At 42.8% G+C, this 25826-nt stretch carries 19 protein-coding genes, 1 pseudogene and 1 riboswitch; of the genes and pseudogenes, 11 read left to right on the top strand and 9 right to left on the bottom strand.

Annotated features, from left to right (window positions below; translation table 11 throughout):
- Positions 1 to 49: 49 nt before the first annotated feature.
- Positions 50 to 310: pseudogene (locus tag DC487_RS12870) on the bottom strand (transposase); the annotation flags it as partial.
- A 285-nt stretch (positions 311 to 595) separates the two neighbouring features.
- The gene (locus DC487_RS12865; RefSeq protein WP_116776354.1) at positions 596 to 1303 is read right to left on the bottom strand and encodes a hypothetical protein; all 708 of its coding nucleotides are present in this window, start codon (positions 1301 to 1303) and stop codon (positions 596 to 598) included.
- 263 nt (positions 1304 to 1566) lie between these two features.
- Between DC487_RS12865 and DC487_RS12860 the strand changes: the two genes are divergently transcribed.
- The 7 genes from DC487_RS12860 (at position 1567) to DC487_RS12830 (ending at position 12958) form a co-directional block, all read left to right on the top strand.
- Positions 1567 to 2364, top strand: coding sequence for a sulfite exporter TauE/SafE family protein (locus DC487_RS12860; protein ID WP_239016380.1), 798 nt, complete (start codon positions 1567 to 1569; stop codon positions 2362 to 2364).
- A 15-nt stretch (positions 2365 to 2379) separates the two neighbouring features.
- Positions 2380 to 3759 carry an MBL fold metallo-hydrolase gene (locus DC487_RS12855; RefSeq protein WP_116776353.1) on the top strand — a complete coding sequence of 460 codons (1380 nt, stop codon included), beginning with the start codon at positions 2380 to 2382 and terminating at the stop codon, positions 3757 to 3759.
- A 2-nt stretch (positions 3760 to 3761) separates the two neighbouring features.
- Positions 3762 to 5396: a DUF6377 domain-containing protein gene (locus tag DC487_RS12850; RefSeq protein ID WP_116776352.1), complete on the top strand. Its 1635-nt coding sequence runs from the start codon at positions 3762 to 3764 to the stop codon at positions 5394 to 5396.
- 209 nt (positions 5397 to 5605) lie between these two features.
- Positions 5606 to 8578 carry a SusC/RagA family TonB-linked outer membrane protein gene (locus DC487_RS12845; protein ID WP_116776351.1) on the top strand — a complete coding sequence of 991 codons (2973 nt, stop codon included), beginning with the start codon at positions 5606 to 5608 and terminating at the stop codon, positions 8576 to 8578.
- A 21-nt stretch (positions 8579 to 8599) separates the two neighbouring features.
- Positions 8600 to 10117, top strand: coding sequence for a RagB/SusD family nutrient uptake outer membrane protein (locus DC487_RS12840; RefSeq protein WP_116776350.1), 1518 nt, complete (start codon positions 8600 to 8602; stop codon positions 10115 to 10117).
- Between the two features lie 34 nt (positions 10118 to 10151).
- Positions 10152 to 11621, top strand: coding sequence for a glycoside hydrolase family 30 protein (locus tag DC487_RS12835; protein ID WP_239016379.1), 1470 nt, complete (start codon positions 10152 to 10154; stop codon positions 11619 to 11621).
- An 8-nt stretch (positions 11622 to 11629) separates the two neighbouring features.
- Complete coding sequence (locus DC487_RS12830; protein ID WP_116776348.1) at positions 11630 to 12958, top strand: DUF5125 domain-containing protein; 1329 nt, start codon at positions 11630 to 11632, stop codon at positions 12956 to 12958.
- Positions 12959 to 13031: 73 nt separating this feature from the next.
- Here DC487_RS12830 and mtgA read toward each other — a convergent pair whose 3' ends face one another.
- From mtgA to DC487_RS12800, 7 genes are all read right to left on the bottom strand, one after another.
- The gene (gene mtgA, locus DC487_RS12825) at positions 13032 to 13760 is read right to left on the bottom strand and encodes a monofunctional biosynthetic peptidoglycan transglycosylase (RefSeq protein WP_116776347.1); all 729 of its coding nucleotides are present in this window, start codon (positions 13758 to 13760) and stop codon (positions 13032 to 13034) included.
- A 185-nt stretch (positions 13761 to 13945) separates the two neighbouring features.
- On the bottom strand, positions 13946 to 14122 hold the full coding sequence (locus tag DC487_RS17260; protein ID WP_165799085.1) for a hypothetical protein: 177 nt from the start codon (positions 14120 to 14122) through the stop codon (positions 13946 to 13948).
- A gap of 151 nt (positions 14123 to 14273) precedes the next feature.
- Positions 14274 to 16586: a 5-methyltetrahydropteroyltriglutamate--homocysteine S-methyltransferase gene (metE, locus tag DC487_RS12820; protein ID WP_116776346.1), complete on the bottom strand. Its 2313-nt coding sequence runs from the start codon at positions 16584 to 16586 to the stop codon at positions 14274 to 14276.
- An 84-nt stretch (positions 16587 to 16670) separates the two neighbouring features.
- A riboswitch (SAM riboswitch) is annotated at positions 16671 to 16776 on the bottom strand.
- A gap of 65 nt (positions 16777 to 16841) precedes the next feature.
- Positions 16842 to 17531, bottom strand: coding sequence for a response regulator transcription factor (locus tag DC487_RS12815; protein ID WP_116776345.1), 690 nt, complete (start codon positions 17529 to 17531; stop codon positions 16842 to 16844).
- A 32-nt stretch (positions 17532 to 17563) separates the two neighbouring features.
- Positions 17564 to 19441: a sensor histidine kinase gene (locus DC487_RS12810; RefSeq protein WP_116776344.1), complete on the bottom strand. Its 1878-nt coding sequence runs from the start codon at positions 19439 to 19441 to the stop codon at positions 17564 to 17566.
- Between the two features lie 167 nt (positions 19442 to 19608).
- A complete protein-coding gene (gene pyk, locus DC487_RS12805) occupies positions 19609 to 21042 on the bottom strand; it encodes a pyruvate kinase (RefSeq protein ID WP_116776343.1) in 1434 nt (477 codons plus the stop codon).
- Positions 21043 to 21158: 116 nt separating this feature from the next.
- Positions 21159 to 21659 carry an IPExxxVDY family protein gene (locus tag DC487_RS12800; protein WP_116776342.1) on the bottom strand — a complete coding sequence of 167 codons (501 nt, stop codon included), beginning with the start codon at positions 21657 to 21659 and terminating at the stop codon, positions 21159 to 21161.
- A 284-nt stretch (positions 21660 to 21943) separates the two neighbouring features.
- Between DC487_RS12800 and DC487_RS12795 the strand changes: the two genes are divergently transcribed.
- The 4 genes from DC487_RS12795 to hisS all read left to right on the top strand — a co-directional run bounded on the left by DC487_RS12795 (position 21944) and on the right by hisS (position 25740).
- On the top strand, positions 21944 to 22180 hold the full coding sequence (locus DC487_RS12795) for an acyl carrier protein (protein WP_066754720.1): 237 nt from the start codon (positions 21944 to 21946) through the stop codon (positions 22178 to 22180).
- A 26-nt stretch (positions 22181 to 22206) separates the two neighbouring features.
- Positions 22207 to 23460, top strand: coding sequence for a beta-ketoacyl-ACP synthase II (gene fabF / locus DC487_RS12790; protein WP_116776341.1), 1254 nt, complete (start codon positions 22207 to 22209; stop codon positions 23458 to 23460).
- An 80-nt stretch (positions 23461 to 23540) separates the two neighbouring features.
- Positions 23541 to 24278, top strand: coding sequence for a ribonuclease III (gene rnc, locus DC487_RS12785; protein WP_116776340.1), 738 nt, complete (start codon positions 23541 to 23543; stop codon positions 24276 to 24278).
- A 61-nt stretch (positions 24279 to 24339) separates the two neighbouring features.
- The gene (gene hisS, locus DC487_RS12780; protein ID WP_116776339.1) at positions 24340 to 25740 is read left to right on the top strand and encodes a histidine--tRNA ligase; all 1401 of its coding nucleotides are present in this window, start codon (positions 24340 to 24342) and stop codon (positions 25738 to 25740) included.
- The last annotated feature ends 86 nt before the right edge of the window (positions 25741 to 25826 follow it).

The raw sequence follows: 25826 nt of genomic DNA, 5'->3' as shown, positions 1-25826 counted from the left end.
TCCAAGATTAGTTCCTGGGTTAACTGTTTTTGTTCCCGGAGCCCCAGCCTTTTTTTGTGATGACCTCCTTTAAAATCTCATGATTAACGCTCAAATCAGCAAACATCTTTTTAAGACGAGAATTCTCTTCCTCCAGTTCTTTTAAACGCTGCACATCCGATACTTCCATGCCTCCGTAGCGGCTTTTCCAGTTGTAAAAAGTGCCCTTGCTAATACCTAGTTCCCGACAGATATCTTCTGCTCTACGTCCTTCTTCACCCTCTTTAAGGGCACGGACAATCTGGGTTTCTGTAAAACGTGTCTTCTTCATTTTCAACTTAAATTTAAACATTGTAGTTCAGTTTTAAGCTGTCTGTTTTTTGGGGACACTTACAATCTAATTTAAGTAATAGCGATGAATTGTCAAGTAAAGATAATTATGAAGCCTTACCTCCATGATAAGGCTTCGCTGAAACGAAACTTAAATATTTGAAAGGGATAATGTGATACTATATTAAGATGAAGCGCTAGCAACTATGCTTCACTACCAAATAATTTATTGATATATTAATTGAATATCAAATGTTCAGGAAATGCATAGCCTTCGCACTTGGCCTTAAATATTAGTAATACTCTTTACTAGTTGATCAAGCTCAAGAGGCTTGGAGTCAAGTGCCATCACTTCCATCTCTTGTTCAAGGAAAAATACTGACGTTACAACAACCACAGAATCATAAACGAATGATAAGCCAGCCTCACCAGCAAAAGGTTGTGTTGTACTTTCAGGTCTAAAACATTCTTCGCTTCTAATTTTTCCAAATAAAGGATTAGTCAGCTCATTAGAATTTGCTTCATTTTTTAAGTTCTCGTAAGTATCTAGGCTGGCACTAGGAAGTGGATTTAAATATTTTCCAGCATCTATTATTAGGTCGCGTGATTCAATCAACTTTTCTTTAATTGAAAGATGATTTTTAGATATCATCGCTTCCTTAAATTCATGAAAAAAATTGACATTGGTCGTCATTATTCTCGATACAACAAAGTCTTCAATTCTTGCAATCTCTAAGATAGCTTTCTTATCTAACTTATTAAGTTTTTCGTTTCTATCTTGTAGTATTGGGACGAAATCAACGATCTCCCCTTTACTAAACATTATCTGTCGAAATAAGCTTTGAGCATCAGTTTTGCTTAGGTTAAATCGTGAAGTCAATTTTTCGTTATGATCAGTAAATCTTGAAAAACCGAGATTAATGATGCTCAATCCACACAGGCATAAAATGCTTGCAAGAATTAGAGTTCTAGATTTTGATTTTAATTTTTTCATAATAAATTAATTTTATTTTTAATAAAGATATATATTTAATTTTATTAATTTCAATATTGTATAAAATATCATATGCTATATTATTTTGAGAACGAACGTAAAAGTCTCTTTGGATTTCGGAAGAAAGTCAGCGATTGAATCCTTGCGAAGATGGACCAACCTGCTAGATTAATTTTTACCCCACCAAATCTATATAGTTTATCATTTTAAATATTTGATAGTTAATTAGTTGATTGCGCAAAAAAGAAATAACTTCGCCTTCGATGATGGAGTTTTTCGCCTATGCTCTAGCTATCTTAATTGGGGTCTCATTGGGTCTTATTGGTAGCGGAGGATCAATATTAACGATACCGATTTTAGTCTATTTCCTTGGAATCGATCCGCTTACGGCCACGGCGTATTCCCTGTTTATTGTCGGGGCTAGTGCTTTGGTCGGTGGACTACGTAAGGCGTTTGAGGGCATGGTCGATTATAAGACCGTCGTGTATTTTGGTATTCCTTCCATCTTCATGGTGTTAGCGACGCGTACCTTCATCATGCCCAGTATTCCAGACGTATTATTTGCGAATACGCTCTGCGCGTTGCCCAAAGAAACTTTTGTGATGGTATTATTTTCATTGGTGATGTTGTTGGCATCGTTTTCCATGATTCGCAATCGGCCACAAGAGGATTTTGTGCAACATCAGCAATTCAATTACGTCACTGTATTCTTCAAGGGCATTGTTCTGGGTTTGGTAACCGGAATGGTCGGTGCTGGCGGTGGATTTTTGATTATCCCCACCTTGGTAGTTTCCGCTCGAATGGAGATGAAGCGTGCCATTGGCACTTCGTTGTTTATTGTCGCCTTTAATTCCTTGATAGGATTTTTGGGTTATTGGGAGATCGATGATCATCCCATCAATTGGCCCTTATTACTACTCTTCTCCTTTCTATCCATCCTGGGTATTTTTATTGGAGCAAGGATTGCAAAAGAAATCGATGGTCAAAAGTTGAAGGTAGGCTTTGGATGGTTTGTACTATGCATGGGCATCTATATATTTGTTAGAGAAATGGTTTTATAATTAAGGGAATCTGGTATGTTTTTTCAGCAGGTTTATGATAAGAGTCTGGCACAGGCCAGTTATATAATAGGTTGTCAAGTCAATGGTGAGGCGATCGTGATCGATGCTAAGCGAGATGTAGATACCTATTTGGAGATTGCGAAGCAAAATAATCTCCGAATTACCAAATTAGTGGAGACACATATTCATGCCGATTTCCTGAGCGGAACGCGGGAGCTGGCCGCTATTACAGGCGCTACCATGTATCTTTCGGATGAAGGCGGAGCCGACTGGCAATATCAATTTCCACACCACGGCTTGAAACATGGTGATGTCATTACGTTGGGCAACCTGACGTTTGAAATACTTCATACTCCGGGTCATACCCCAGAAAGTATTAGCTTACTGCTCATTGATCATCCTGCTACCACTCATCCAGTGATGATCTTCACTGGCGATTTTGTATTTGTGGGTGATGTTGGACGGCCAGATTTATTGGAAGTGGCTGCTGGAATCGCCGGAACAAAAGAATGGGGCGCAGCCCAGATGTACGCTTCCTTGCAACGTTTTGTCAACCTGCCAGGTTTTGTGCAGGTGTGGCCAGGCCACGGTGCGGGTTCTTCTTGCGGAAAAGCTTTAGGTGCGGTGCCGAATAGTACAGTTGGATATGAGAAATTGCGGAATTGGGCTTTGGAAGAATCCAGTGAAGTAGACTTCGTTAAAAGATTACTGGATGGACAACCGGCAGCGCCGACTTATTTCAAAGAAATGAAGATGCGCAACAAAGGCGAACGCCCTTTGCTACTAGAAGTGCCTGCAATACCCAAACTTTCCTTAGAAGAATTCGAAACGTATCAAAAGCAAGATGCGCAAATAGTAGATGTGCGCAATAAGCTTGAATTTGCAGCAGCTCACGTGCCGAAGACGTTGAACATACAGCTTAATAATTCTTTTGCGACTTGGAGTGGTTGGATGCTGAATTATGAGCAACCTATTGTCTTAATCATCACAGAAAGCAAGCTGGAAGACGCGCTTCGCAAACTGATGCGCATTGGTATGGATCACGTCGCAGGATTTATTGAACCATCTGAGATAGCATCACTAGCAACAGCCAAGACCGAAGTAGTCGATAAAGCGCAGCTGAAGCAATTGATTGATACCGAACCGAACTTGCAATTGCTGGATGTGCGCAATGCCGATGAATATAAAAAAGGACATATAGACGGGGCACAACATGTATTTGTCGGTACGATGTCTAAACAATTGACGCAAATTTCAAAAGAGCGTCCTATTGCGCTCTATTGTCAAAGTGGTGATCGCGCAGCGATTGCATCTTCCTTCTTGCAAGCGAAAGGATTTACGAACCTGAAAGTGTATTTTGGGGGAATGAACGATTGGACAAAAACAGCGGAATAGCCATGAAAGGGTTTGGGTTTATTTTCTTTATACTGCTTTTTGTCGGACAGGCAAAAAGTCAAAACCTAGACTCTATACAAGCGGCGCTAGACGAAGTAATGCTGCGTGCCGATCATTATGAAGCCATCAAGAAGAAGCATATTCAAGCTATTCAGCAGGATCTATCGCGCGCTGGCAATGACCTGTCCAAGCAGTACGATTATAATACACGCCTATACGAAGCCTATCGGAAATATCAGATCGATTCTGCGGCGCTGTACATGAAGCAGAATGTAGCCATCGCCGAAAAATTGGAAGACGAATTTAAGCGACAAGAATCGCAGATTGCGATGTCTACGCTGTTATCGGCTGGAGGTAAATTTGTCGAAGCCAAAAAACTGCTGGACGATTTATCTCAACGCGGAGTACCTCAAAACTTAGCCGAGCGCTATTATCAAGCCATGCTGACCTTCTACAGTAATTATGGCTTGAGCAGTAACAATCGGGCGTATTTTCAGGAAAGCGAGCGTTACCGCGATTCCATGCTTTCTGTTATGGATCAGCAATCGCTCCCGTATCAGGTAGCGTGGGTTACTAAAACGGTGTATGCCAAAGATTATGCCGCGGCCAAGCCGGTATTGCATCGCTTGTGCGATAGCTTGGATGATGCGCACCAAGATCGTGCTTTGATTACCTATTTGCTAGGATTGATCTATCGTGAAACCGGTGATATGAAAGCACAAACGGCTTATTTTGCTATGTCGGGCATTGCCGATATCAAAAATGTGATTCGCGATAATGCGTCTATGCAAAGTCTTGCGCTGAGCTATTATGAGCAAGGCGATGTAGATCGCGCACGATTGTATATAGAACGCGCTATTAATGATGCGGTATTCAGCAATGTGCGATTCCGAACTATCGAAAGTTCCACATTTTATCCTATCATCCACGCTGCATTTATCGACAAAGAGAAAGAACAACAACAACAGCTACTTCAGCTGTTGATCGCCATCAGCTTACTATCTGTCGTGCTGCTGGGCGGTGTGCTATTCATTTACCGACAAATGATTCGCCTGCGGCGAGTTCGAAAAGCATTGGATCAGACCAATGATCAATTGCGGGAGCTCAATCTCCAACTCCTTTCGTCCAACACCCGATTGCAGGAGTCTGATCATATTAAGGAAGCCTACATTGCGCAGTTTTTCGATATCTGCTCCACCTACATCCACAAGATGGATGTGATGCGCAAAGAGATTTTAAAAAAAGTCGTGCAACAAGATACGCGAGATCTGAAAAAGGAATTGCAATCCAACGATTACCTCAAAGCGGAGTTGGAAGATCTGTACACCAACTTCGACATTATCTTCATCAATCTGTACCCCACCTTCGTGGCCGAATTCAACAAACTGCTATTGCCCGAAGAGCAGATTGTGTTGAAGGACAACGAACACCTCAACTCAGAGTTGCGCATCTATGCGCTGATTCGCCTCGGCATTACCGATAATGCGAAGATTGCAGGCTTCCTACGTTACTCGCTACGTACCGTGTACAACTATCGGGTGAAGACCAGAAATAAGGTGGCCGGCGACAAAGATCAATTTGAAAAACTACTCATGAATATCGGCAATGAAGAGCTGAATACCACTTCTTCGCGATAATATCAGGTTACTTTTTTGCTGAGTCATAATTTGTTAAATATCTGATAATTAATTATTTAAAATTTACTTTTGGTTACTTTTTGAGAATACTACTCACTCAATAGGTAATATCTGCCTCCTTTTGTGGATACCTTTGTCATAACCAGAAAAGGGAAGTGGTAACACAAGCTTTTCATATTATAAACTACAAGACCATTTAATTCATACTTATGTTATCGTTCAAAGTAACAAGACTTATTCTTTCCTTTATTGGGATATGGATCTTCCTTTCCGTGCAGGCGCAGGATCGTCCGGCATTGGAAGGGCGGGTCGTATCCGCGGCAGATGGTTCTGGCATTTCAGGTGCTACCGTTTCTTTGCTGCCTGGCGGCAGATCGACCAGTACAGATGAAACCGGTAATTTCCGTTTTACCAGTCCCGGAAATTCTGCACGCGTATCTGTCACTGCTATGGGATTCCAATCATTAGAATTACCGATTTCCGGCAATATGATGACGATCACACTAGCGGTTGGCGAGACAGCATTAGAAGATATCGTCGTGATCGGCTACGGCTCGGTCAAACGTAAAGATGTAACCACGGCGATTTCTTCTGTATCATTAGAAGATGTGGAAGAGCGTCCGATCGTATCGGCTGCACAAGCGATCCAAGGTAGAGCGGCCGGAGTATCGGTCGTGCAAACCAGCGGTACGCCTGGCGGACAAACATCCATTCGTATTCGTGGAGCTACGTCTTTTAACGGAAGCAATGATCCATTGTATGTTGTCGATAATGTTCCCGTAGATAATATCAACTTTTTAGCGCCCACCGATATTGTGGATATGCAGGTATTGAAAGATGCATCTTCGGCAGCGATCTATGGTTCACGCGCAGCGAATGGGGTAATCCTAATCACCACCAAACAAGGCCGCGCTGGCCAAGCGAAGATCGCTTTGAATGCCTTAGGAACAATCAATCAAGTCACCAGCCGCATTGATGTGCTCAACGCGGCACAATACCGCGATTTGCAACAAGAGATTGGTGTAGTCAATGTGCCATCTGGTCTTACCGATCAGACAGATTGGTTCAACGAAACCTATAAAAATGGCTTGACACAAAACTATCAGCTATCGATTTCTGATGGCACCGAGAAATTGCGCTATCACCTTTCTGGTGGTTATTTGGGCGAGAAAGGAGTGTTAAACACGGCATTTTTCAAACGCTATAACTTCCGCGCAAACATTGAAAACAATGTACGCGATTGGTTGAAGATTAATGCGAACGTGAGCTATTCGGACAATACTGATAATGGTATTATCAGCGGTACAGGCGCTAATCGCGGTGGTGTGATTCTATCGGTCATCAATACGCCGACCTATGCGCCAATCTGGAATCCAGATTTTCCGAGGCAATACTATAACAACTTCTACGGTGTGGGCAATATCACTCATCCGCTGGAGAATATGGAGCGCACGCGTAACAACAAAACGCGTGAAAACCGCTTAGTAGGATCCGGTAGCGCTACGATCTTGTTTACGCCGGATCTAACGTTTAAATCGCTTTTCGCGATCGACCGCAGAAATGGATTGACGACCACTTTCTTAGATCCAATCACGACCCAGTGGGGGCGTACTCAATTTGGTAACGCTTCGGACTCGCGTAATATGAATACCGTGCTGACGTTCGACAATGTATTGAATTATAACAAACGTTTCGACAAACACCAGATTGAAGCAATGGCCGGAAGTTCATGGACGAGCTCGCAATACCAAAACAGCTGGATCAATGGTTCACACTTCATCAATGATTACATCCAGACATTAAATGCGGCAAACAAGATCGCTTGGAATAATACTGGAACGGGCGCTTCGCAATGGGCGATCATATCTTACTTTGCGCGAGCTACCTACAATTACGATGGTAAATATATCGTAACCGGAAATATACGTGCAGACGGGTCTTCCAAACTACATCCGGATTATCGTTGGGGTGTATTCCCATCCATGTCGGCCGCTTGGAGATTATCAGCTGAAGATTTTCTGGCTGACGTGTCTTGGCTAAATGATTTGAAAATCCGCGGTGGCTGGGGACAAACGGGTAACCAATCGGGCGTAGGAGATTATGCTTACTTGCAGTTGTACAATATCCAGCGCCAACCTTGGTTTGAGACTGGTCGCGAAAATGCTTTGCCGCTAATCAATCAGGCGAATCTTCGAACAAGAGATTTGAATTGGGAAACTACCACGCAGACCAACTTGGGTATTGACTTTACGGGTTTCGACAACCGATTGACGGTGAATTTTGACTTGTACCACAAGTACACCCGCGATATGTTGATGTATGTAACGCTGCCAGCCGGAGCTTCGGTAGCGAACTCTTTAGTGAGAAACGAAGGCGAAATGCTGAACCGCGGTATGGAATTCAATGTCAGCAGTCGCAACCTGGTACAGAATTTTATGTGGACAACAGATTTCAACATCTCGTTCAACAGAAACCGCCTAGAGAAATTGGAATTGCAACAGATTTACAACACAGCGAATACCTCCGAAGTGGTGAATGAACCTGTAGTTCGTAATACTCCAGGACAACCTTTAGGTCGTTTCTTTGGCTATATCGCCGATGGGGTTGATCCTGAAACGGGCGATATGATCTACCGTGATTTGAATGGAGATGGCAGAATCTCACCGAGCGACCGTACGTTTATCGGCGATCCGAATCCTAAGTTTACTTTCGGTCTGACCAACAATTTCAGCTACAAAGGTTTCAATCTATCCGTGTTCTTACAAGGATCGTATGGCAATGATATTTTCAATGCTTCGCGTATGGAGATGGAAGGTATGTACGATGGTAAAAACCAGTCCACACGCGTATTGGACAGATGGCAAGTGCCAGGCCAAATTACAGATGTGCCACGGGCAAATTACACTATGCGTAATTCGACTTACTTTATTGAAAATGGCAGTTTCCTTCGTCTGAAAAACCTATCCTTCTCGTACAATATTCAAGCAGATAAATTGACACGCATGGGTATCACGCGCTTGCAGCCTTTTATCTCGGCGACCAACTTATTGACTTGGACCAACTATAGCGGTATGGATCCAGAAGTAAATCAGTGGGGAAATAGTGGTGCAGTACAAGGAATTGACTGGGGAACATATCCGCAGACAAAGTCGTACGTGCTTGGTGTAAACATTGATTTTTAATTGGCATAAAACATAAATCTGATGATACAGAAAATATATACGATAATCCTACTGGCAGGTGTGTTGGTAACCAGCAGCTGCTCTCTAGGGCTTGATCCGTTGGATAGCTATTCTGATGTGACCGAGGGAATCGACGAAAAAGGAAACGAGGTGGTGTTCAGAGACAAAGCCGCGGTGCTTAGTCATTTGCAAACCATCTACCAGCAAATGCGCGACCGACAAGAACATTGGTATTTGGACTTGTTGCTGCTTGCCGAAAGTCATTCGGATAATGCGTATGCCGGCACGACGGGCGCAGAGGTATTACCTTTCGAGAACAATGCTATAGATGGCGCCAACTCGGTATTGGGCAGAGATTGGGATCGTTATATGGTGGATGTGGCGAGAGCCAACCGATTGATCGTAAATATCGACTCGGTAACCGACGCGTCATTGACTAGTGCAGAACGCAGACAATACAAAGCCGAGGCACAGATCTTTCGTGCCATGGTGTACTTCGATATGGTGCGTATTTGGGGCAATGTGCCAGTCGTTACGATCGAAGGTCGCGACATTACCTCCGAAAATATTACCGATGTATACAATGATTACTTCCCTGATCAAAATACGACCGAAGAAGTCTATCAGCAAATTGAAAAGGATCTATTGGAAGCCGTAGAGTATGCCCCTGCCAATAATCCAGCCAACAAAACGCTGTTTACCAAATCAGTTGCTAGAGCATTGTTAGCGAAAGTGTACGCCGAAAAACCATTACGCGATTATGCAAAAGTGGTACAATATGCGGATCAGCTTGCCGCAGATGGCTTCGGTTTGGAAGAAGATTTTAGCAACCTATTTGGCATGAATGCCAATAATACCGATGCCAAAATGCGCAATACACGCGAATCGATCTTAGAAGCACAATTCTTTGCCGGTAGCGGCAATTGGGTCACTTGGATGCTGGGTCGTGATTTGTCCAACTACAATAATCAATTCTCCTGGGCCAAATGGATCACGCCATCGCGCGATTTGATTCGTGTATTCCAAGCGGAGAATGATGAAGTACGCTTCCGCGAATCGGTGGTGTATTATGCGGCGGGTTGGAGCAACTATTACCCATCCAACAATTACCCATTCATGTTCAAAACGCGTTCGGCATTCAATAGCATTATCAAATACCGCTATGCGGATATCCTGTTGCTGAAAGCAGAAGCGTTGTTACTCGGGCCGTCTGCGAACCTGACCGAAGCTGCAGCGATCATCGACCAAGTAAGACAACGCGTTGATTTACCCGTATTGCCTGCTGCGGTGCGCAACAATCGCGATCAATTGCTACAAGCTCTGATGAAAGAAAGACGCCTAGAATTGGCTTTTGAAGGCGAACGTTGGTTTGACCTCGTGCGCTGGGAAAAGGTAGAAGAAGTGATGAATAGCGTATACGGTCGCGATACCGGTCGCCGTCCGCAGGTATATTCTTTCGGTAGCGATTCCTACTTATTGCCTATTCCGCAAGGCGTATTGGATCAGAATTTAAAGCTAAACCAAAACCCAGGCTATTAACCCATAAATAATGATAACCATGATAAAACGACATATGATGCTACAATTTTCTTTAGGATTTCTGCTGATGCTTTCCTGTGGTTCGGAGAGTTCATTCACCGAAATGATGCCAGAGCCCGAGCCCACTTCTGGCGATGTGACCTTATACGTAACCTCCGGATACCGTATTCAGGAATTCAAGAAAACGTACCTCAATTTTAGTGCGAATGACAATCTATCGCCTAATACCTTATTCTTAGATCCGCAGCAAACTTACCAGACCATGGATGGTTTTGGCGCAGCCATCACCGGATCTTCGGCGTACAACCTATTAAAAATGTCTGCGGCAGATCGTACGAAGTTCTTGAAAGAAACCTTCTCGACTACCGAAGGAATGGGACAGAGCTATGTGCGTATTGCCATTGGCTGTTCAGACTTTTCGCTTAGCGAATACACGCTGAATGACAAACCGGGCATCGAGAATTTTGCTTTGCAAAAAGAAGAACTAGAATATGTAATCCCCGTGATGAAGGAGATCTTGGCGATCAACCCAGATATCAAAGTGATGGGTTCGCCATGGACAGCGCCACTTTGGATGAAGGTCAATAACCTGCAAGAGCGTGCTCCGTACACATCTTGGACAGGTGGACACCTTAATCCAGCGCATTACCAAGATTATGGAACGTACTTCGTAAAATGGATTCAAGCCATGGAAGCACAAGGCATTCGTATCCATTCCATCACGCCACAAAACGAGCCATTGAATCACTTGAATTCTGCTTCGATGGTGATGAAGTGGGAAGAGCAGCGCGATTTCATCAAGCAAGCTTTAGGCCCTAAATTGCGCGGTGCAGGCTTGCAAACGAAGATCTATGCCTACGATCATAACTACAACTATGATAATATGGCCGATCAGCAAAGTTACCCAGTCCGCATCTATGAAGATGCTGAAGCGTCGCAATACATTGCGGGAGCGGCGTATCATAACTATGGTGGCGATCGCAGTGAGTTGTTGGATATTCATGCCAAAGCACCAGACAAAGAATTGATCTTTTCTGAAACATCGATCGGTACGTGGAACAACGGAAATGTGTTGAGTACGCAGTTAATCGCCGATATGCGTGAAGTTGGCTTAGGAACGATCAACAACTGGAGCCGCGGTGTAATCGTGTGGAACTTGATGTTGGATGCGGATCGCGGCCCGACGCGTGAAGGCGGTTGTCTTACTTGCTATGGTGCGGTAGATATTGACTCGGATTACCGTACTATCAAGAAAAACTCGCATTACTTCGTCGTAGGTCATCTTTCGGCTGTGGTGAAATCAGGTGCGGTTCGCATTGGTTCAAAAGGAAAAACGCCAGAGGGGATCATACATAGCGCATTCCGCAATCCGGATAATAGCTTTGCGATTGTATTGGCCAACAGCAATTCGGTAGATACATCGGTCACATTTAGTGATGGTGATAAGCATTTCACACACATTGTACCAGCCAATTCCGTGGTTTCTTACCAATGGAGTAAATAAGAATTCGTATGAAAAGATATAGTTTTTTGATCGGATGCGTGATCGCTCTTATGGCGACCACAAGCTGCCAGAAAGAGCAATCTGCGATGGACGGCAGTCCAGAAATGACCCTACATACCACTTATGAAACAGCCTATTTCGCAGACAGTCTACAGTTTAGTGTAGACGTCAGCGATGGCAGTGGTGTACCTTTATCCACGTTAAAAGCCTATTTGTATTACGGGGACGAAATCGTGTCGGAAACGACTATTCGTACGAAAGAATATGGTCGCTACGAAGGCAAACTATTTGCGCCATATTATGCCGAAATCCCGAATGGCGCTGCTACCATCAAATTGGTGTTGCAAAACATCAACAAAGGAACAAGCGAAGAGCAAATTGCGGTGCCGCTGCAACGTCCAGATTATCCGCACCTTACGCTGGTGGCAGAAGACGGAACGCGACACGAAATGAGTAGAACGGCGCTTTATCAGTATACGGTGGAGAAAGAATTTCCAATGAAATTGAAAGGCTACATCGAAGCACCGGCTTTTGGTGCGCATGGCAATGTGCTGCAATTTGGCTACAGCGGTGATAAAATTACACAAGGCACTAACAGCCTAATCTCCTTCTCGTACCTTTCTGATGGGGTGTATCCGATCACCTTCAATACGATGAATTATGCAGCAGGACCATTCTTGAGCTATAGCATCAACGATGTGGATCTTCTGTTATCGGGAGAAGAATTGTATACGGCTGACTTATCATTGCAGAAAGATCAAGTGCTGCGCATTGATGGCATTGCGGATTTAGCAGATTGGTCGATCGATGCGGATTATATCCGTCAGGAAAATGGCGAATATCGTTTTGATGCGATGAATGGAACTTATCGTATTACGGCTGACTTCGTGCGTAAATATTTTATTATCGAAGCTATGCAAGCGGGGCAATTAGCGAAGCTAAATACCGATGGAACAGGAGCGATTTGGATTATCGGAGAAGGCATCGGAAAACCAAACTTGGCTAATCAAGTCGGTTGGACAACGGAAAAAGCATTATGTATGGCGCCAATCGGAAACAAACGCTACCGCGTAACGGTAGTAGGCGGCGAATCCATGCGTGCTGATAACATCAACTTTAAGTTTTTCCACCAGAAAGGTTGGGGCGGTGAGTTTGGTGGCACACATATCCGTACCGAAAGTGAATTGATTTTTATCGGTGATGGTACCAATGGCAGAGATTCTGGTAACTTGGGCATCACGACGGGCGCAGCATTAGAAGCGGGCAGTACGTATGTGCTAACCGTAGATGTGAGCGCCGGTAATCAAGCGGCCGTGCTTACCGTCGACAAACGCTAGAAACACGCAACACAAACTAAGATAGCTAGCCCGCTGTTGCCTGATCTCCAGATCAGGCAACAGCGGGCTTTTTTTATTCTGGAATCTTGTAATGATTGAGGTAGCGGACAATGCTATTTGCACGTCGGTTGACGTAAGCTGATGGTCTGCGTGCATCCCATTTGCGTGGGTTAGGCAATATCGCGATGATTAGCGCTGCTTCCTTACGACTCAAACTTTTGCCCGATTTACCATAATAATAATGTGATGCAGCTTCAGCACCATATACACCTTGTCCCATCTCAATGACATTGAGATACACCTCCAAAATCCGTTTCTTCGACCAGAATAATTCAATCAAGACAGTAAAGTAAGTTTCCAAGCCTTTGCGAAACCAAGATCGCGCTGGCCAAAGAAAAACATTCTTGGCCACTTGTTGACTGATTGTACTGCCGCCACGCAGTGCATCACCCGATTGATTACGTTTTATAGCTTGCTCGATGGCTTTGGTGTCAAAGCCATGATGCGTCATGAAAAAAGCATCTTCACCAGCCAAAGCTGCTTTCTTGAGGTTATCAGACATGTCCTCGTAAGGCAACCAAGTTTTGTCAATCTTAAAACCTTTGCCTTGCGCTTGCCATTCAAATCCGCGCTTGATCATCAGATACGTGATCGGCGGATTAATAAAACGTAAAGCAATTACCCAAAGGAAGCTAAAGGCGACCATGCCGAGAAAGATACGCACAGCCCACCAAAGGATCTTGTTCTGCTTTTTGCTTACCTTTTTCTTTTTGCTATTTTTTGTACCGCGCTTTATCGCCATGCTGATGATATGATCTCAATTAAAAATGCAAAGCTACGATCAAAGTAGACATAATTCCTAATTCGACTTTGAGATTGAGAGAGAAATATTGTTCTAAGCTGCTAAGTGTTGGGTTAAACGAAGAGCGGCCTGATCAACTTTGTTGATCAGGCCGCTCTTATTCTTAAATGCCTCGTTGGCTGATATTATTTCTTTCCACCAGCTACTTTGGAGATAATCCAAATGATGAGTGCAACGACAGCGACCACTATGATCACGCCTGTCCACATACCTGCTTTGAAAATTCCTTCGATGGCTTCACAACTTGTCAATAGAGTGGCGGCAAGCGTAAATAGCAGCGCCATTGGTATAAATCTTTTCATAATAGTTTTGTTTACCTATAAGAACAAGATGCTAAGCATAATGTTTGATCTTGTTGCGTGAAATACGGTTTTTGGATAACAAAAAAATAACCCCGAAACGGCTTGCCGTCTCGGGGTTATTGATATGATCTACATTTTAACGAGGGGAGGATTACTCCGCACGTAAAATTTTAGCTGCTTCTACCATCGATTCCAAAGCCGCTTTAGTTTCTGGCCAAGCACGAGTTTTCAATCCACAGTCAGGGTTTACCCACAATTGTTCCGCTGGCACTACGGCTTTTGCTTTACGCAATAGCTCCACCATCTCATCAGTACTAGGCACGCGTGGCGAGTGGATATCGTAAACACCAGGACCAATGTCGTTCGGGTATTTGAAATCACCCGCAAAAGCGTTCAATAATTTCATCTGAGAACGAGAAGTCTCGATCGTAATAACGTCTGCATCCATCGCGGCGATATCTTCAATCACATTGTTGAACTCCGAATAACACATGTGCGTGTGGATCTGTGTATCGTCATCTACATTCGAAGAAGAAACCCGGAAAGCACGTACAGCCCAGTTCAAGTAATCTTTTTGATCGGCTTTGCGCAAAGGTAATCCTTCACGGATAGCTGGCTCGTCGATTTGGATGATTTTGATACCTGCTTTTTCCAAAGCTTGTACCTCGTCTAAGATCGCTAAAGCGATTTGGTAAGTCGTGGTAGAGCGTGGTTGGTCGTTACGAACGAATGACCATTGCAAGATTGTAACTGGTCCGGTCAACATCCCTTTTACTGGACGGTTTGTCAACGATTGTGCGTAAGCAGACCAACGTACCGTCATATCTGCTGGGCGATAAACATCTCCATAAATAACCGGAGGTTTTACACAACGAGAACCGTAGGATTGTACCCAACCGTATTGCGTGAAAGCATATCCAGCTAATTGCTCACCAAAATATTCTACCATGTCATTACGTTCGAATTCGCCGTGTACTAATACGTCGATATCTAACTGCTCTTGCAAGCGAATCGTGTTTTCTGTTTCTTCTGCAATTGCTTTATCGTATTCTTCCTGCGAGATAGCGCCTTTTTTCAAATCAGCACGCCATTTACGGACGTCCTTCGTTTGAGGGAATGAACCAATCGTGGTGGTTGCAAACGCTGGAAGATTGAATTTCTCTTGTTGTGCTGCCTTACGATCTGCAAATACCGAAGTACGTTTTGCATCGTCATCGGTAATGTTGCTCGTACGTGTTTTTACTTCTGGTTTGTGGATTAGTGGCGATGTACGACGGCTTTCGGCAGCCGCTTTGTTGCTTTCGAAACGTTTTTGTGTTTCTGCATCAACATCACCATCAGCTAAAGTAGCCAGATCTTTTACCTCGGCTAATTTTTGTTTAGCAAATGCCAACCAGTTTTTAACCTCCGCAGGAAGAGATTCTTCATTTGTCTCATTGTCCAAATCAAATGGCACGTGCAATAGGGAAGAAGCTGGAGCTACCCAAACGCGGTCTTTGCCCAATGCATCTACTGCTTGTTGGATCTTGCTTAAGGATTTTTCATAGTCATTTTTCCAAATGTTACGCCCTTCTACCACACCTAAAGAAAGTGTTAGTGAAGCAGGAACTTTCGCCAAAATAGTATCCAATTGATCTTCGCCACGTACCAAATCAATGTGTAATGCGTGAACTGGAAGGTTTAGTGCTAAATCTTCGTTGTCTTTTAATGCCTCGAAGTAAGTAGTCGCGATCAATTTGGTATTGCCCGCTGCAGCATTCAACTTTTCGAATACTGTTTTGTACAATCCTTTTACTTTTTCGTCGATATCCAACGCCAAGTACGGCTCATCAATCTGTATGTATTGTGCACCAGCAGCGGCTAATTTGGAAACGATCTCTTCGTATACTGGCAACAAACGCTCGATTAGGTCGATGCGATCAAAGCCTTCTTCTTTTTCTTTACCCAACAAAAGGTATGTGATTGGTCCGATTAGCACCGGTTTGGTCTCGATGCCCAATGATTTAGCTTCGTTGTATTCTTTTAAGAATTTTTCAGAAGTTAATTTGAATTCCTGATTCTTAGTGAATTCAGGCACCATGTAATGGTAGTTGGTGTCAAACCACTTGGTCATTTCCATCGCCGTAACGTCTACGCCTTCTGCTTGGAAACCTCTTGCCAAAGCAAAATATAGGTCTAAGCTGTAATCACCATCGATTTTGTTTAAAAGCGATTGGTAACGCGCAGGAATAGCGCCAATGGTAAGCGACAAATCCAATACTTGATCGTAGAATGAAAAATCATTCGAAGGGATCAACGTAAAGCCATTGTCTTGTTGCAATTTCCAGTTGGCTTCACGGATGCTTTTTGCGGTATGTAGAAGTTCTTCTTGGCTGATTTTTTTTGCCCAATATGCCTCGTTCGCTTTTTTTAATTCGCGGAAAGGTCCTACTCTTGGGTAACCTAAGTTGTTTGTCGTTAACATAGTTTTATTTCTCTAATTTTTTTTCGGATGTAATACTTTGCTATCAGAGAAGGGCACCAGAAACAGTGACTTCAGCTTATCTTTCTCTTATCGCTCCCGTAAAGGGTAAGAGTAGAATGTAGCACCTTGTCCAAGTGACAGGTTGCCAAGGCTTCATCGGGTCTATTCCCTCTGCCTTTCTCTATAAGCACCACAAACTTATGTAACAAATGTATAAATTCCAAATTTCTTGCGAAAAGAGCAATGAAAAATGGATTAGCTTACCAAAAGTTTATATCCTTTGCCATGAACGTTGACAATTTCTACATTCGGATCTTCTTTCAGGTATTTGCGAAGCTTGCTCAAAAACACATCCATACTTCTGCCGGTGAAATAATTGTCATCGTGCCAGATTTTCACCAAAGCCTCTTCGCGTGTGAGCACGTCATTCTTTTTCAAGCAAAGTAAACGTAATAACTCCGCTTCTTTGGTAGACAATTTCTGCTGTTGTCCCTTGTACGAGATCACTTGGTTGGTGTAGTCAAAGAAATAACCGCCGATTTCAAATTTGTCTGGCGTTTCATCGTCTTTCTCTCGAGACGAGCGCTTTAAAAGCGCATTGATGCGCAACAATAATTCTTCCACCCGAAAGGGTTTGGTGATATAATCATCTCCACCCAATTCAAAGGCCTGTGTTTTGTCTTCCATCATGCCTTTGGCTGTAGCATAGATAATCGGTACGGTTTGATCCACCTTGCGGATATCCTTACCCAAGGAGAATCCGTCTTTTTTAGGCATCATCACATCGAAGATGCACAGATCAAATTCGCCTTTGCGGAATGCTTCCAGTGCTTCGATACCGTCTTTGCACAGCACCACGTCAAACTTTCCCTTGAGTTCGAGATAATCTTTTAAGAGATCGCCTAGGTTGGGATCGTCTTCTGCTAGTAGTATTTTTTGAGACATAAGTTCGTTTTAATATGTATTGATAATCAAGCTTAGCTTGTGCTGTTGGTAGCATGAAGTGGTAATGTCACCTCAAATTGTGTGCCTTTATCTTTTTCGCTTTTTACAGAGATCTTGCCATGTAGGATCTTAATAATGTTATTCACATAACTAAGCCCCAATCCAAAACCTTTTACGTTATGGATATTACCGGTAGGTATTCTATAAAATTGCTCAAAGATCTTTTCCTGATGCTCTTTAGACATGCCCACACCTTTATCTGCTACCGAAATGGTAATGCTATGCTTTGTGTTGATTGATTTTACGGTGATGTGCGGTGTGTCCTTGCTGTATTTGATGGCATTATCCAGCAAGTTGAAGATCACATTAGAAAGGTGTAATTCATCGCCAATCACCACATCTTCCGTCGCCGCTAGATCAATCTGTAAGGTGCCATCAGCTTTGTCCATCTGCAAGTGCATACTTTCTAATACATTCGATACCAACGCATTCATATGCACCTTGGTACGCTCGATATTCAGATTTTCCTTTTCTAAGCGTGCAATATTGAGCACGCGCTCAATGTGAGAACCTAATCGTACATTCTCATCATAAATGATATTAGCGAGTTTGGCTACCCGATTCTCATTGGATGCGATCTCCTTATCACGCAGCGATTCGCTGGCAATCATGATGGTTGCTACAGGCGTTTTGAATTCGTGCGTCATATTGTTGATGAAATCGGTCTTCATCTCAGAGATCTTTTTCTGTCTAAAAATGATGGTGAGCGTATATGCAAAACAACCTACTAATAAGGAGAGCAAAGCGAGCACGGCAATCACCATGAAGGTCATATTGCCGGCGATATGACTGTCTTTGTAGGGGAAATAAATGGAGAGCAAACCCGGAGATTTTCCTTGATCGCCTTGAAATAGTGCCGTACTGTAACCAACAACATCTTTTATAGGCAAAAGATTCTCATTGTCCATCTGAGATGCGGCCTGAATGATGAGTGGAGCACTAGGGCTGGATCGAATCTCCATTAAAAACGGCGATACAATGCCGCGATTATGTAATTCTTCTTGCAGGTAATGCATCGCTAGATCTGTTTTGATCCTTTCTTTCAGCGGACGCTTGGACATGGCGATGCTGGCAGTGATATCTTCCATCACTTTATTGTCCTTACCACCCAAAATGGCGATCGTATCGTATAAGTTGGTCGCGACCGAAAGCTTTCGGAAATTCAGATCTTTCAGTTTTTGCTCGACTTCCTGCAAGCGCATTCGCGTAGCTGCATCTTCCGTAGGCGGCAAAGTGGCCCAAGCAAAAGAGTGAACTTGCAGCGTAGCATCGTTCACAATCGGAATGATGAAACGCGTACTATCATCGCGACCTGCCACTTCGGCAATGCGTTTGCTGGCACCTACCACGGTAGAAATGGTGGGTAAAGTCGGGTCTAAAATATCGTAACTTTTCTCGATCGAGAAGGTAATTAAGTGATGATAATCTTTTCTGCGGACATAGGTTTCAAAGAAGGTATTGCTGACGTATGCGGCATTTGGAAAATTCCGTTTTAGATCTTCCTCTTCGTTTCTATAGCGGTCGCGCGCATCAAAGTTCTTTACCCTAAGCTTGTTGATCTCATCTTGCAAGGCAATTTGTTCGGCCAGGATAATCTCCTTTTCTCGTTGTATTTTTTGATCTTCCGCAAATTTTTTCTGATTTAATTTCGCTTGTTTGTTCGTGTATTCATATACCTCTTGGCGTTCTATCTTATTGGCTACGACCGACAAAGAAGCCTTGACGCTCTCGTCAAAGATTTGAGATTTCTGAATGTACGATTGGCGGATAAAGAAGTATTGCATGGCCATCACACCAAGCAGTGCGATAGACATGAACCAAATGATTAACGTAATACTTCTCTTCTTCATAGTTGCAAAAATAATTAGGCAAATGCGGTCTGCAGGGACTTTAACACAATTTAACAGCGTTTAGCACAGGGGATTATCGGGGGCGCGACCATATTAAACTAAAACAGTCACCAAGGCAAACCTTGGTGACTGTTTAAATATAGTATTAATAATACGAATATCTCGAATTACTGAACTTCAGAAACGCGGATCGTATTCGTTCTGCCTTTAGCATGTAATGGCGTAGAAGATGTGTTGATCACAATCTGTCCAGGATTTACCAATTTGTGCTCTTTTAGCAAATCATTCACATCTTGGATCGTACCGTCTGTACTTTCAAATTTATCGTAGATAAAAGTCTGTACACCCCAAACCAAACTTAGCGTAGTCAATAATTTCTTGTTGCCCGTGAACACATAGATATCTGCATTCGGACGGAAACTTGCAATTTCTAATGCGGTGTATCCAGATGAAGTCATGGCTACGATCGCAGAAGCATTTGTTTTTTCTGCCAAGAAAATAGAACTGTTACAAATAGCATCAGCTACTTTTGTAATGTTTACTGACTCACCATTCTCTTTATCGCTATAATAAGGATATGAAGTAGATTCTACGTGTGTGATGATTTTCGCCATGGTCTCGATTACGATCTCTGGGAATTCACCTACTGAAGTTTCTCCACTTAACATCACGGCATCAGCACCATCCAATACCGAGTTTGCTACGTCATTTACTTCTGCACGCGTAGGGCGTGGTGTAGTCGTCATCGTTTCCAACATTTGCGTTGCGATGATTACTGGTTTAGAAAGATCACGACATTTTTGTACAATGATTTTCTGCAAACCTGGTACTTCTTCCATCGGAAGCTCCACACCGAGGTCACCACGTGCTACCATGATGGCGTCCGTCTCTGCGATGATGGCGTCAATATTTTCGATGGCTTCTGGTTTCTCGATTTTAGCGATAACTTTCGCTTGAGAACCTTTCTTAGCAATGATTTCTTTACATTGGATGATATCATCTGCCGAACGTACGAATGACATCGCGATCCAGTCAGCACCGTGATCTAAGGCAAAGTCTAAGTTATCCAAATCCTCTTCTGTTAGCGAAGGGATAGATACTTTCGTATTTGGAAGGTTTACACCTTTACGAGAAGTCAAGATACCACCATGTACTACCGTACAAGTTACGGTATCCTTACGGTTAGTAGAGATGACACGAAGTTGTAATTTACCATCGTCCAACAAGATGACCTCATTTTCCTTCACATCGTTCGGGAAGTTTTGGTACGTAATATAAATACTATTCTCGTCGCCGATTTTCTCCTGAGTAGTGATTTCTACACGGCTACCATTCACCAAAATAGCACCACCTTCTTTCATTTTTCCGATCCGGATTTTCGGACCTTGAAGGTCGGCTAGGATACCAACATTAAATGGATTTTCCTGATTGATCTCATTGATTGTGTTGATCACTTTCAAATGATCCTCTTGCGCACCGTGAGAGAAGTTAAGACGACATACATCGACACCTTTAGCAATCAAACGAGTCAGAACTTCCTTGTTGGCTGAAGCAGGGCCTATTGTGGCGACAATCTTGGTGCGCTTTTTGAGCTTTTCCATTTACTTTATTATTTATGTTTCTTTAAATCAATTCTTGTAATAATAGCAGTGAAAGTAAGGCAAATGTCTTGCAATCGCTTGCTATATAAGTGTATCAATTACACTTTAATAAATCGCTAAAATATCAGATTTTCTTTGGATTTCAATATTATTGGATCTATTTCTTTTACGAGCAGTATGTCTACGACACTCTTTAAGCTATCGATTAAATTTTTTAAATCATCTTGGTCAATAAAATGTTTGATTAAGATGAAATAATCAAAGTTAGGTGCTTCGGGTATGAGTAAACCACCTTCTTCGCCACGATTACTAATCAGATAATATTCGTGATCGTAAGTGGTATTCACATATCGAAAAGTCTTGAAGTGTTGTGTTGTTGCTGTCTTTCCCCGCTTCTGCTCGTAGATAATATGGTAGTCCATTTCATTGCGCGACTTCTCTTTTGGAATACCTTTGTGGTCAATATAATCCTCTTTGCCGTGAGTGAGCTGCAGGTTGGTATGCTTGTTTACAAAATGGCATAGGCGATAATCGCGGAGCGAAGAACTAAGGCCAATCAGTACAAAATCCAACTCCAGATCAAAATCTGTTTCCAGTTTAAAAGTAACTTTACTCACAAGTTGCCGACATTTGGTGGACGCACAAAGGTACTATTTTAGTCGCGAACCGCTTGGCGCTATCGATTTATATTTATGTTATTTGATTGTTTAGGTAATTTAAAGTTGCGAAGAAGTAAATTAATCCCTATAATTGAGTGTCTATAGTCTGTGAAAGACACATCCTGCAAAACAACAGCGCAGCTGAATTGTTCTTTATTTGTATTTCTCAAAATCGGAGTTTGATTTTTGAGTAAATTTATTTTTCTTTGCACAGATTTATTAAACAATTAAATTAGAGAATCATGTCAGATATCGCATCAAGAGTAAAAGCTATTATCGTTGAAAAATTAGGTGTTGATGAAAATGAAGTTACACCTGAAGCTTCTTTCACAAACGATTTAGGTGCAGACTCACTTGACACTGTAGAATTGATCATGGAATTTGAAAAAGAATTCAACGTTGCTATTCCAGACGATCAAGCAGAAAACATCAGTACAGTTGGTCAAGCTATCACTTATTTAGAAAAGAACGTTAACTAACATTTTTATTAGGCCAAGCATATTTAATGGAGCTTAAAAGAGTAGTTGTTACAGGATTAGGCGCACTTACACCTATTGGCAATTCCGTCCCAGAATATTGGGAAGGTTTGATAAATGGTGTAAGTGGCGCTGCTCCTATTACACATTTTGATGCATCAAAATTCAAGACCCAATTTGCTTGTGAAGTAAAGGGCTTCGATCCACATAAGTATATGGATCGAAAAGAAGCACGTAAAGTAGATCCGTTTGTGCAATATGCCATCGCATCTACAGACGAAGCGGTAAAGGATGCTAATTTAGATTTTGAGAAACTAAACAGAAATCGAATTGGCGTAATTTGGGGAGCAGGTATTGGTGGTTTGACGACTTTTACAGAAGAGGTGGCAAACTATGTGAAGGGTGATGGAACGCCACGTTTTAATCCTTTCTTCATACCTAAGATGCTTATTGATATAGCTCCTGGCCATATTTCAATGCGTTACGGTCTTCACGGACCCAACTTTTCAGCAGTTTCTGCCTGTGCTTCAGCAACCAATGCGATGATTGATGCATTTACCTACATTCGTTTAGGTCGTGCAGACGTTATTATCACTGGTGGTTCCGAGGCCACAGTTAACGAAGCGGGAATTGGTGGTTTCAATGCGATGCATGCATTGTCTACACGTAATGATGATCCATCAACGGCTTCACGTCCGTTTGATAAAGATCGTGACGGATTTGTGTCGGGCGAAGGCTCTGGTGCAATCATTTTAGAAAGTCTTGAGCACGCTTTAGCACGCGGAGCGAAGATATATGCTGAAGTAGTTGGTGGTGGTATGAGTGCTGATGCACATCACATCACGGCTTCACACCCAGAAGGATTAGGTGCAAAATTGTCTATGGAGATGGCTGTCAAAGATGCTGAACTCGATTTTACGGACATTGATTATATCAACCTTCACGGCACATCGACTCCAGTTGGTGATTTGAGTGAACCAAAGGCTATTCTTGGTCTATTTGGTGAGCACGCTTACAAAATGAACTTGAGTTCTACAAAATCAATGACTGGTCACCTGTTAGGTGCTGCAGGTGCTGTAGAAACCATTGCTTCAATTCTTGCTGTGCAGAACGATATTGTCCCGCCAACGATCAATCACTTTACCGATGATCCAGAGATCGATAGTAAATTGAATTTTACCTTTAACAAAGCGCAAAAACGGGTTGTTAACGTCGCTCTTAGTAATACTTTTGGATTTGGAGGGCACAATGCTTCCATCATTGTCAAAAAGTATAAAGCGTAATGGTTATTTTATACAAGTAATAAAGAATTTGGTAGGTAGTCTTCGAAACGAGACTACCTATTTCTTTTTAAGGATTGTGCATGGCGCTTAACGTTTACAAATTATACCTTTCTCCCAAACGGAAATACTACAAGAAGCTGAAGAATATACTAGGATTCGTACCTGGTAATATCAAACTCTATCAGATGGCTTTTCGGCACAAGTCGGTGGCGGTAGCGATCAAAGAAGGAGTAAAAAACAGCAATGAAAGATTAGAGTTTCTGGGGGATGCCGTTTTAGGATCGGTGATCGCAGAGCTTTTATTTAAACTGTATCCGTACAAAGGCGAGGGCTTTTTGACGGAGATGCGCTCTAAAATTGTGTCTCGCGCCAACCTCAACCAGCTTTCTCGCAAGCTAGGACTGAATGAATTGATCGAATACGATAAGCGTTTAATTCATTTTTCTGCCAAGCAAGGTTCATTACTTGGAGATGCATTTGAAGCATTAATTGGCGCAGTATATCTGGATAAAGGCTATGAATTTACGCGCGAACTACTATTGGAACGCATCGTAAAAGCCCATGTGGATATCCATACTCTGGAAATGACGGAGACAAATTTCAAGAGCCGTCTGATCGAATGGTGCCAGCATAATAATAAAGAAGTATCCTTCGAACCAACCGCAAACCCAGAAGGTGAAACCGCAAAAATGTTTTCCGTGCGCGTAATGGTGGATGGTGAAGAGTGCGGTGTAGGTCGCGATTTCAATAAGAAAAGCGCCGAAAAGCTAGCTGCCGAAAAAGCTTGCGAGCACCTCAAAATTCTAGATGTGGTATAAAGCGACCTTCTTCGTTGCTTAAACCTTTTTACATATCACTTTCTTCTATTACCTTTGCCCCATGGCACAAGTAAAACCGACTCTGGCAAAGGGTACGCGCGATTTTTCTCCCGTAGAGATGGAGAAGCGTAATCATATCTTCAATACGCTACGCGCGATCTTCCGCAAATACGGATACAACGAAATACAAACTCCTTCTTTTGAAAACTTATCTACGCTAACGGGTAAATATGGCGAAGAAGGTGATCGGTTGATCTTCAAAATCCTGAATTCGGGTGATTATTTGGCCAAAGCATCGGCAGATTTATTAGCAGACAAAAATTCGCTAAAGCTCGTTCCGCAGATTTCAGAAAAAGCATTACGCTACGATCTAACTGTGCCATTTGCACGCTACGTTGTGATGCACCAGAATGATATCACGTTACCTTTCAAACGTTTTCAGATCCAGCCAGTATGGCGCGCAGATCGTCCGCAGCGTGGTCGCTATCGCGAGTTTTACCAGTGCGATGTCGATGTCGTGGGATCCCCATCTTTGCTTAACGAAGCCGAGTTTGTGCTCATTTACCACGAAGCGCTGCGCGCGTTAGGTTTGTCGGACTTCGATATTAAGATCAATAATCGCAAAATTCTCTCTGGAATTGCCGAAGTGATTGGCAAGCCAGAACTAATCGTCGATATGACGGTGGCTATAGATAAATTGGATAAAATTGGCTTAGAAGGCGTTAATAAAGAACTTCTAGAGCGTGGTTTTACGGATCAGGATTTGACAGTCTTGGAGCCAATTATCCTATTATCCGGTACGAATACAGAGAAGTTAGAAGCCTTAAAAACAGTATTGGCTTCCTCATCCGTTGGCTTGGCCGGTGTAGCAGAATTAGAAGAAGTTTTTGCGTACATCGCCGCATTAGATACCACCGGTGAAGTACTTTCTAACGCTGTAGAAGTAGATATTACACTAGCACGTGGCCTTAATTATTACACCGGTTGTATTTTTGAGGTGAAAACCAATGAAGTGCAAATGGGAAGTATCGGCGGTGGCGGACGCTACGATGATCTGACGAGCATGTTTGGTTTGAAAAACCTAACTGGTGTGGGCGTCTCTTTTGGTGCAGATCGGATCTACGATGTATTGGAAGAGTTAGGCTTGTTTCCTGAACAGTCTTCTGCCACTACACAAGTACTCATCTGTAACTTCGAGAAAAGTTTGGAACGCCATACCTTGCCGATGGTGAATCGTCTTCGTGAACAAGGTATCGCAGCCGAAATGTATCCCGAACCTTCAAAATTAAAAAAGCAAATGAGCTACGCGAATGGCAAAGGCATACCTTTTGTATGGCTAGTGGGGGAGGAAGAAGTAAATACAAATACCATCGCGGTAAAAGATATGAAATCGGGTGAACAAGTGATCCTCGACGAAGCTGCGGCGATCGAAAAAATACGTTCTTCACTTTCTCTGGGATAATATCGTACGATCGGCACAAGCCATGGCACATATGTCGCGATTAATTATTAGATTTGTAGTCAGAATAATAAGAAATTCAATACTTA

It is taken from the genome of Sphingobacterium corticibacter, assembly GCF_003076635.1.
Lineage (GTDB): Bacteria > Bacteroidota > Bacteroidia > Sphingobacteriales > Sphingobacteriaceae > Sphingobacterium > Sphingobacterium corticibacter.
Note: the sequence above shows the minus strand (reverse complement) of the source record. Positions and strands in the feature narration are given on the sequence as shown.

What these genes read in the sequence shown, in the direction of transcription:
- fabF (WP_116776341.1), top strand. Translation starts at nt 22,207, where the DNA reads ATGGAGCTTAAAAGAGTAGTTGTTACAGGATTAGGCGCACTTACACCT.
- DC487_RS12845 (WP_116776351.1), top strand. Translation starts at nt 5,606, where the DNA reads ATGTTATCGTTCAAAGTAACAAGACTTATTCTTTCCTTTATTGGGATA.
- DC487_RS17260 (WP_165799085.1), bottom strand. Translation starts at nt 14,122, where the DNA reads ATGAAAAGATTTATACCAATGGCGCTGCTATTTACGCTTGCCGCCACT.
- rnc (WP_116776340.1), top strand. Translation starts at nt 23,541, where the DNA reads ATGGCGCTTAACGTTTACAAATTATACCTTTCTCCCAAACGGAAATAC.
- pyk (WP_116776343.1), bottom strand. Translation starts at nt 21,042, where the DNA reads ATGGAAAAGCTCAAAAAGCGCACCAAGATTGTCGCCACAATAGGCCCT.
- DC487_RS12815 (WP_116776345.1), bottom strand. Translation starts at nt 17,531, where the DNA reads ATGTCTCAAAAAATACTACTAGCAGAAGACGATCCCAACCTAGGCGAT.
- DC487_RS12810 (WP_116776344.1), bottom strand. Translation starts at nt 19,441, where the DNA reads ATGAAGAAGAGAAGTATTACGTTAATCATTTGGTTCATGTCTATCGCA.
- DC487_RS12840 (WP_116776350.1), top strand. Translation starts at nt 8,600, where the DNA reads ATGATACAGAAAATATATACGATAATCCTACTGGCAGGTGTGTTGGTA.
- hisS (WP_116776339.1), top strand. Translation starts at nt 24,340, where the DNA reads ATGGCACAAGTAAAACCGACTCTGGCAAAGGGTACGCGCGATTTTTCT.
- DC487_RS12860 (WP_239016380.1), top strand. Translation starts at nt 1,567, where the DNA reads ATGATGGAGTTTTTCGCCTATGCTCTAGCTATCTTAATTGGGGTCTCA.
- DC487_RS12835 (WP_239016379.1), top strand. Translation starts at nt 10,152, where the DNA reads ATGATGCTACAATTTTCTTTAGGATTTCTGCTGATGCTTTCCTGTGGT.
- DC487_RS12865 (WP_116776354.1), bottom strand. Translation starts at nt 1,303, where the DNA reads ATGAAAAAATTAAAATCAAAATCTAGAACTCTAATTCTTGCAAGCATT.
- DC487_RS12855 (WP_116776353.1), top strand. Translation starts at nt 2,380, where the DNA reads ATGTTTTTTCAGCAGGTTTATGATAAGAGTCTGGCACAGGCCAGTTAT.
- mtgA (WP_116776347.1), bottom strand. Translation starts at nt 13,760, where the DNA reads ATGGCGATAAAGCGCGGTACAAAAAATAGCAAAAAGAAAAAGGTAAGC.
- DC487_RS12850 (WP_116776352.1), top strand. Translation starts at nt 3,762, where the DNA reads ATGAAAGGGTTTGGGTTTATTTTCTTTATACTGCTTTTTGTCGGACAG.
- DC487_RS12830 (WP_116776348.1), top strand. Translation starts at nt 11,630, where the DNA reads ATGAAAAGATATAGTTTTTTGATCGGATGCGTGATCGCTCTTATGGCG.
- metE (WP_116776346.1), bottom strand. Translation starts at nt 16,586, where the DNA reads ATGTTAACGACAAACAACTTAGGTTACCCAAGAGTAGGACCTTTCCGC.
- DC487_RS12795 (WP_066754720.1), top strand. Translation starts at nt 21,944, where the DNA reads ATGTCAGATATCGCATCAAGAGTAAAAGCTATTATCGTTGAAAAATTA.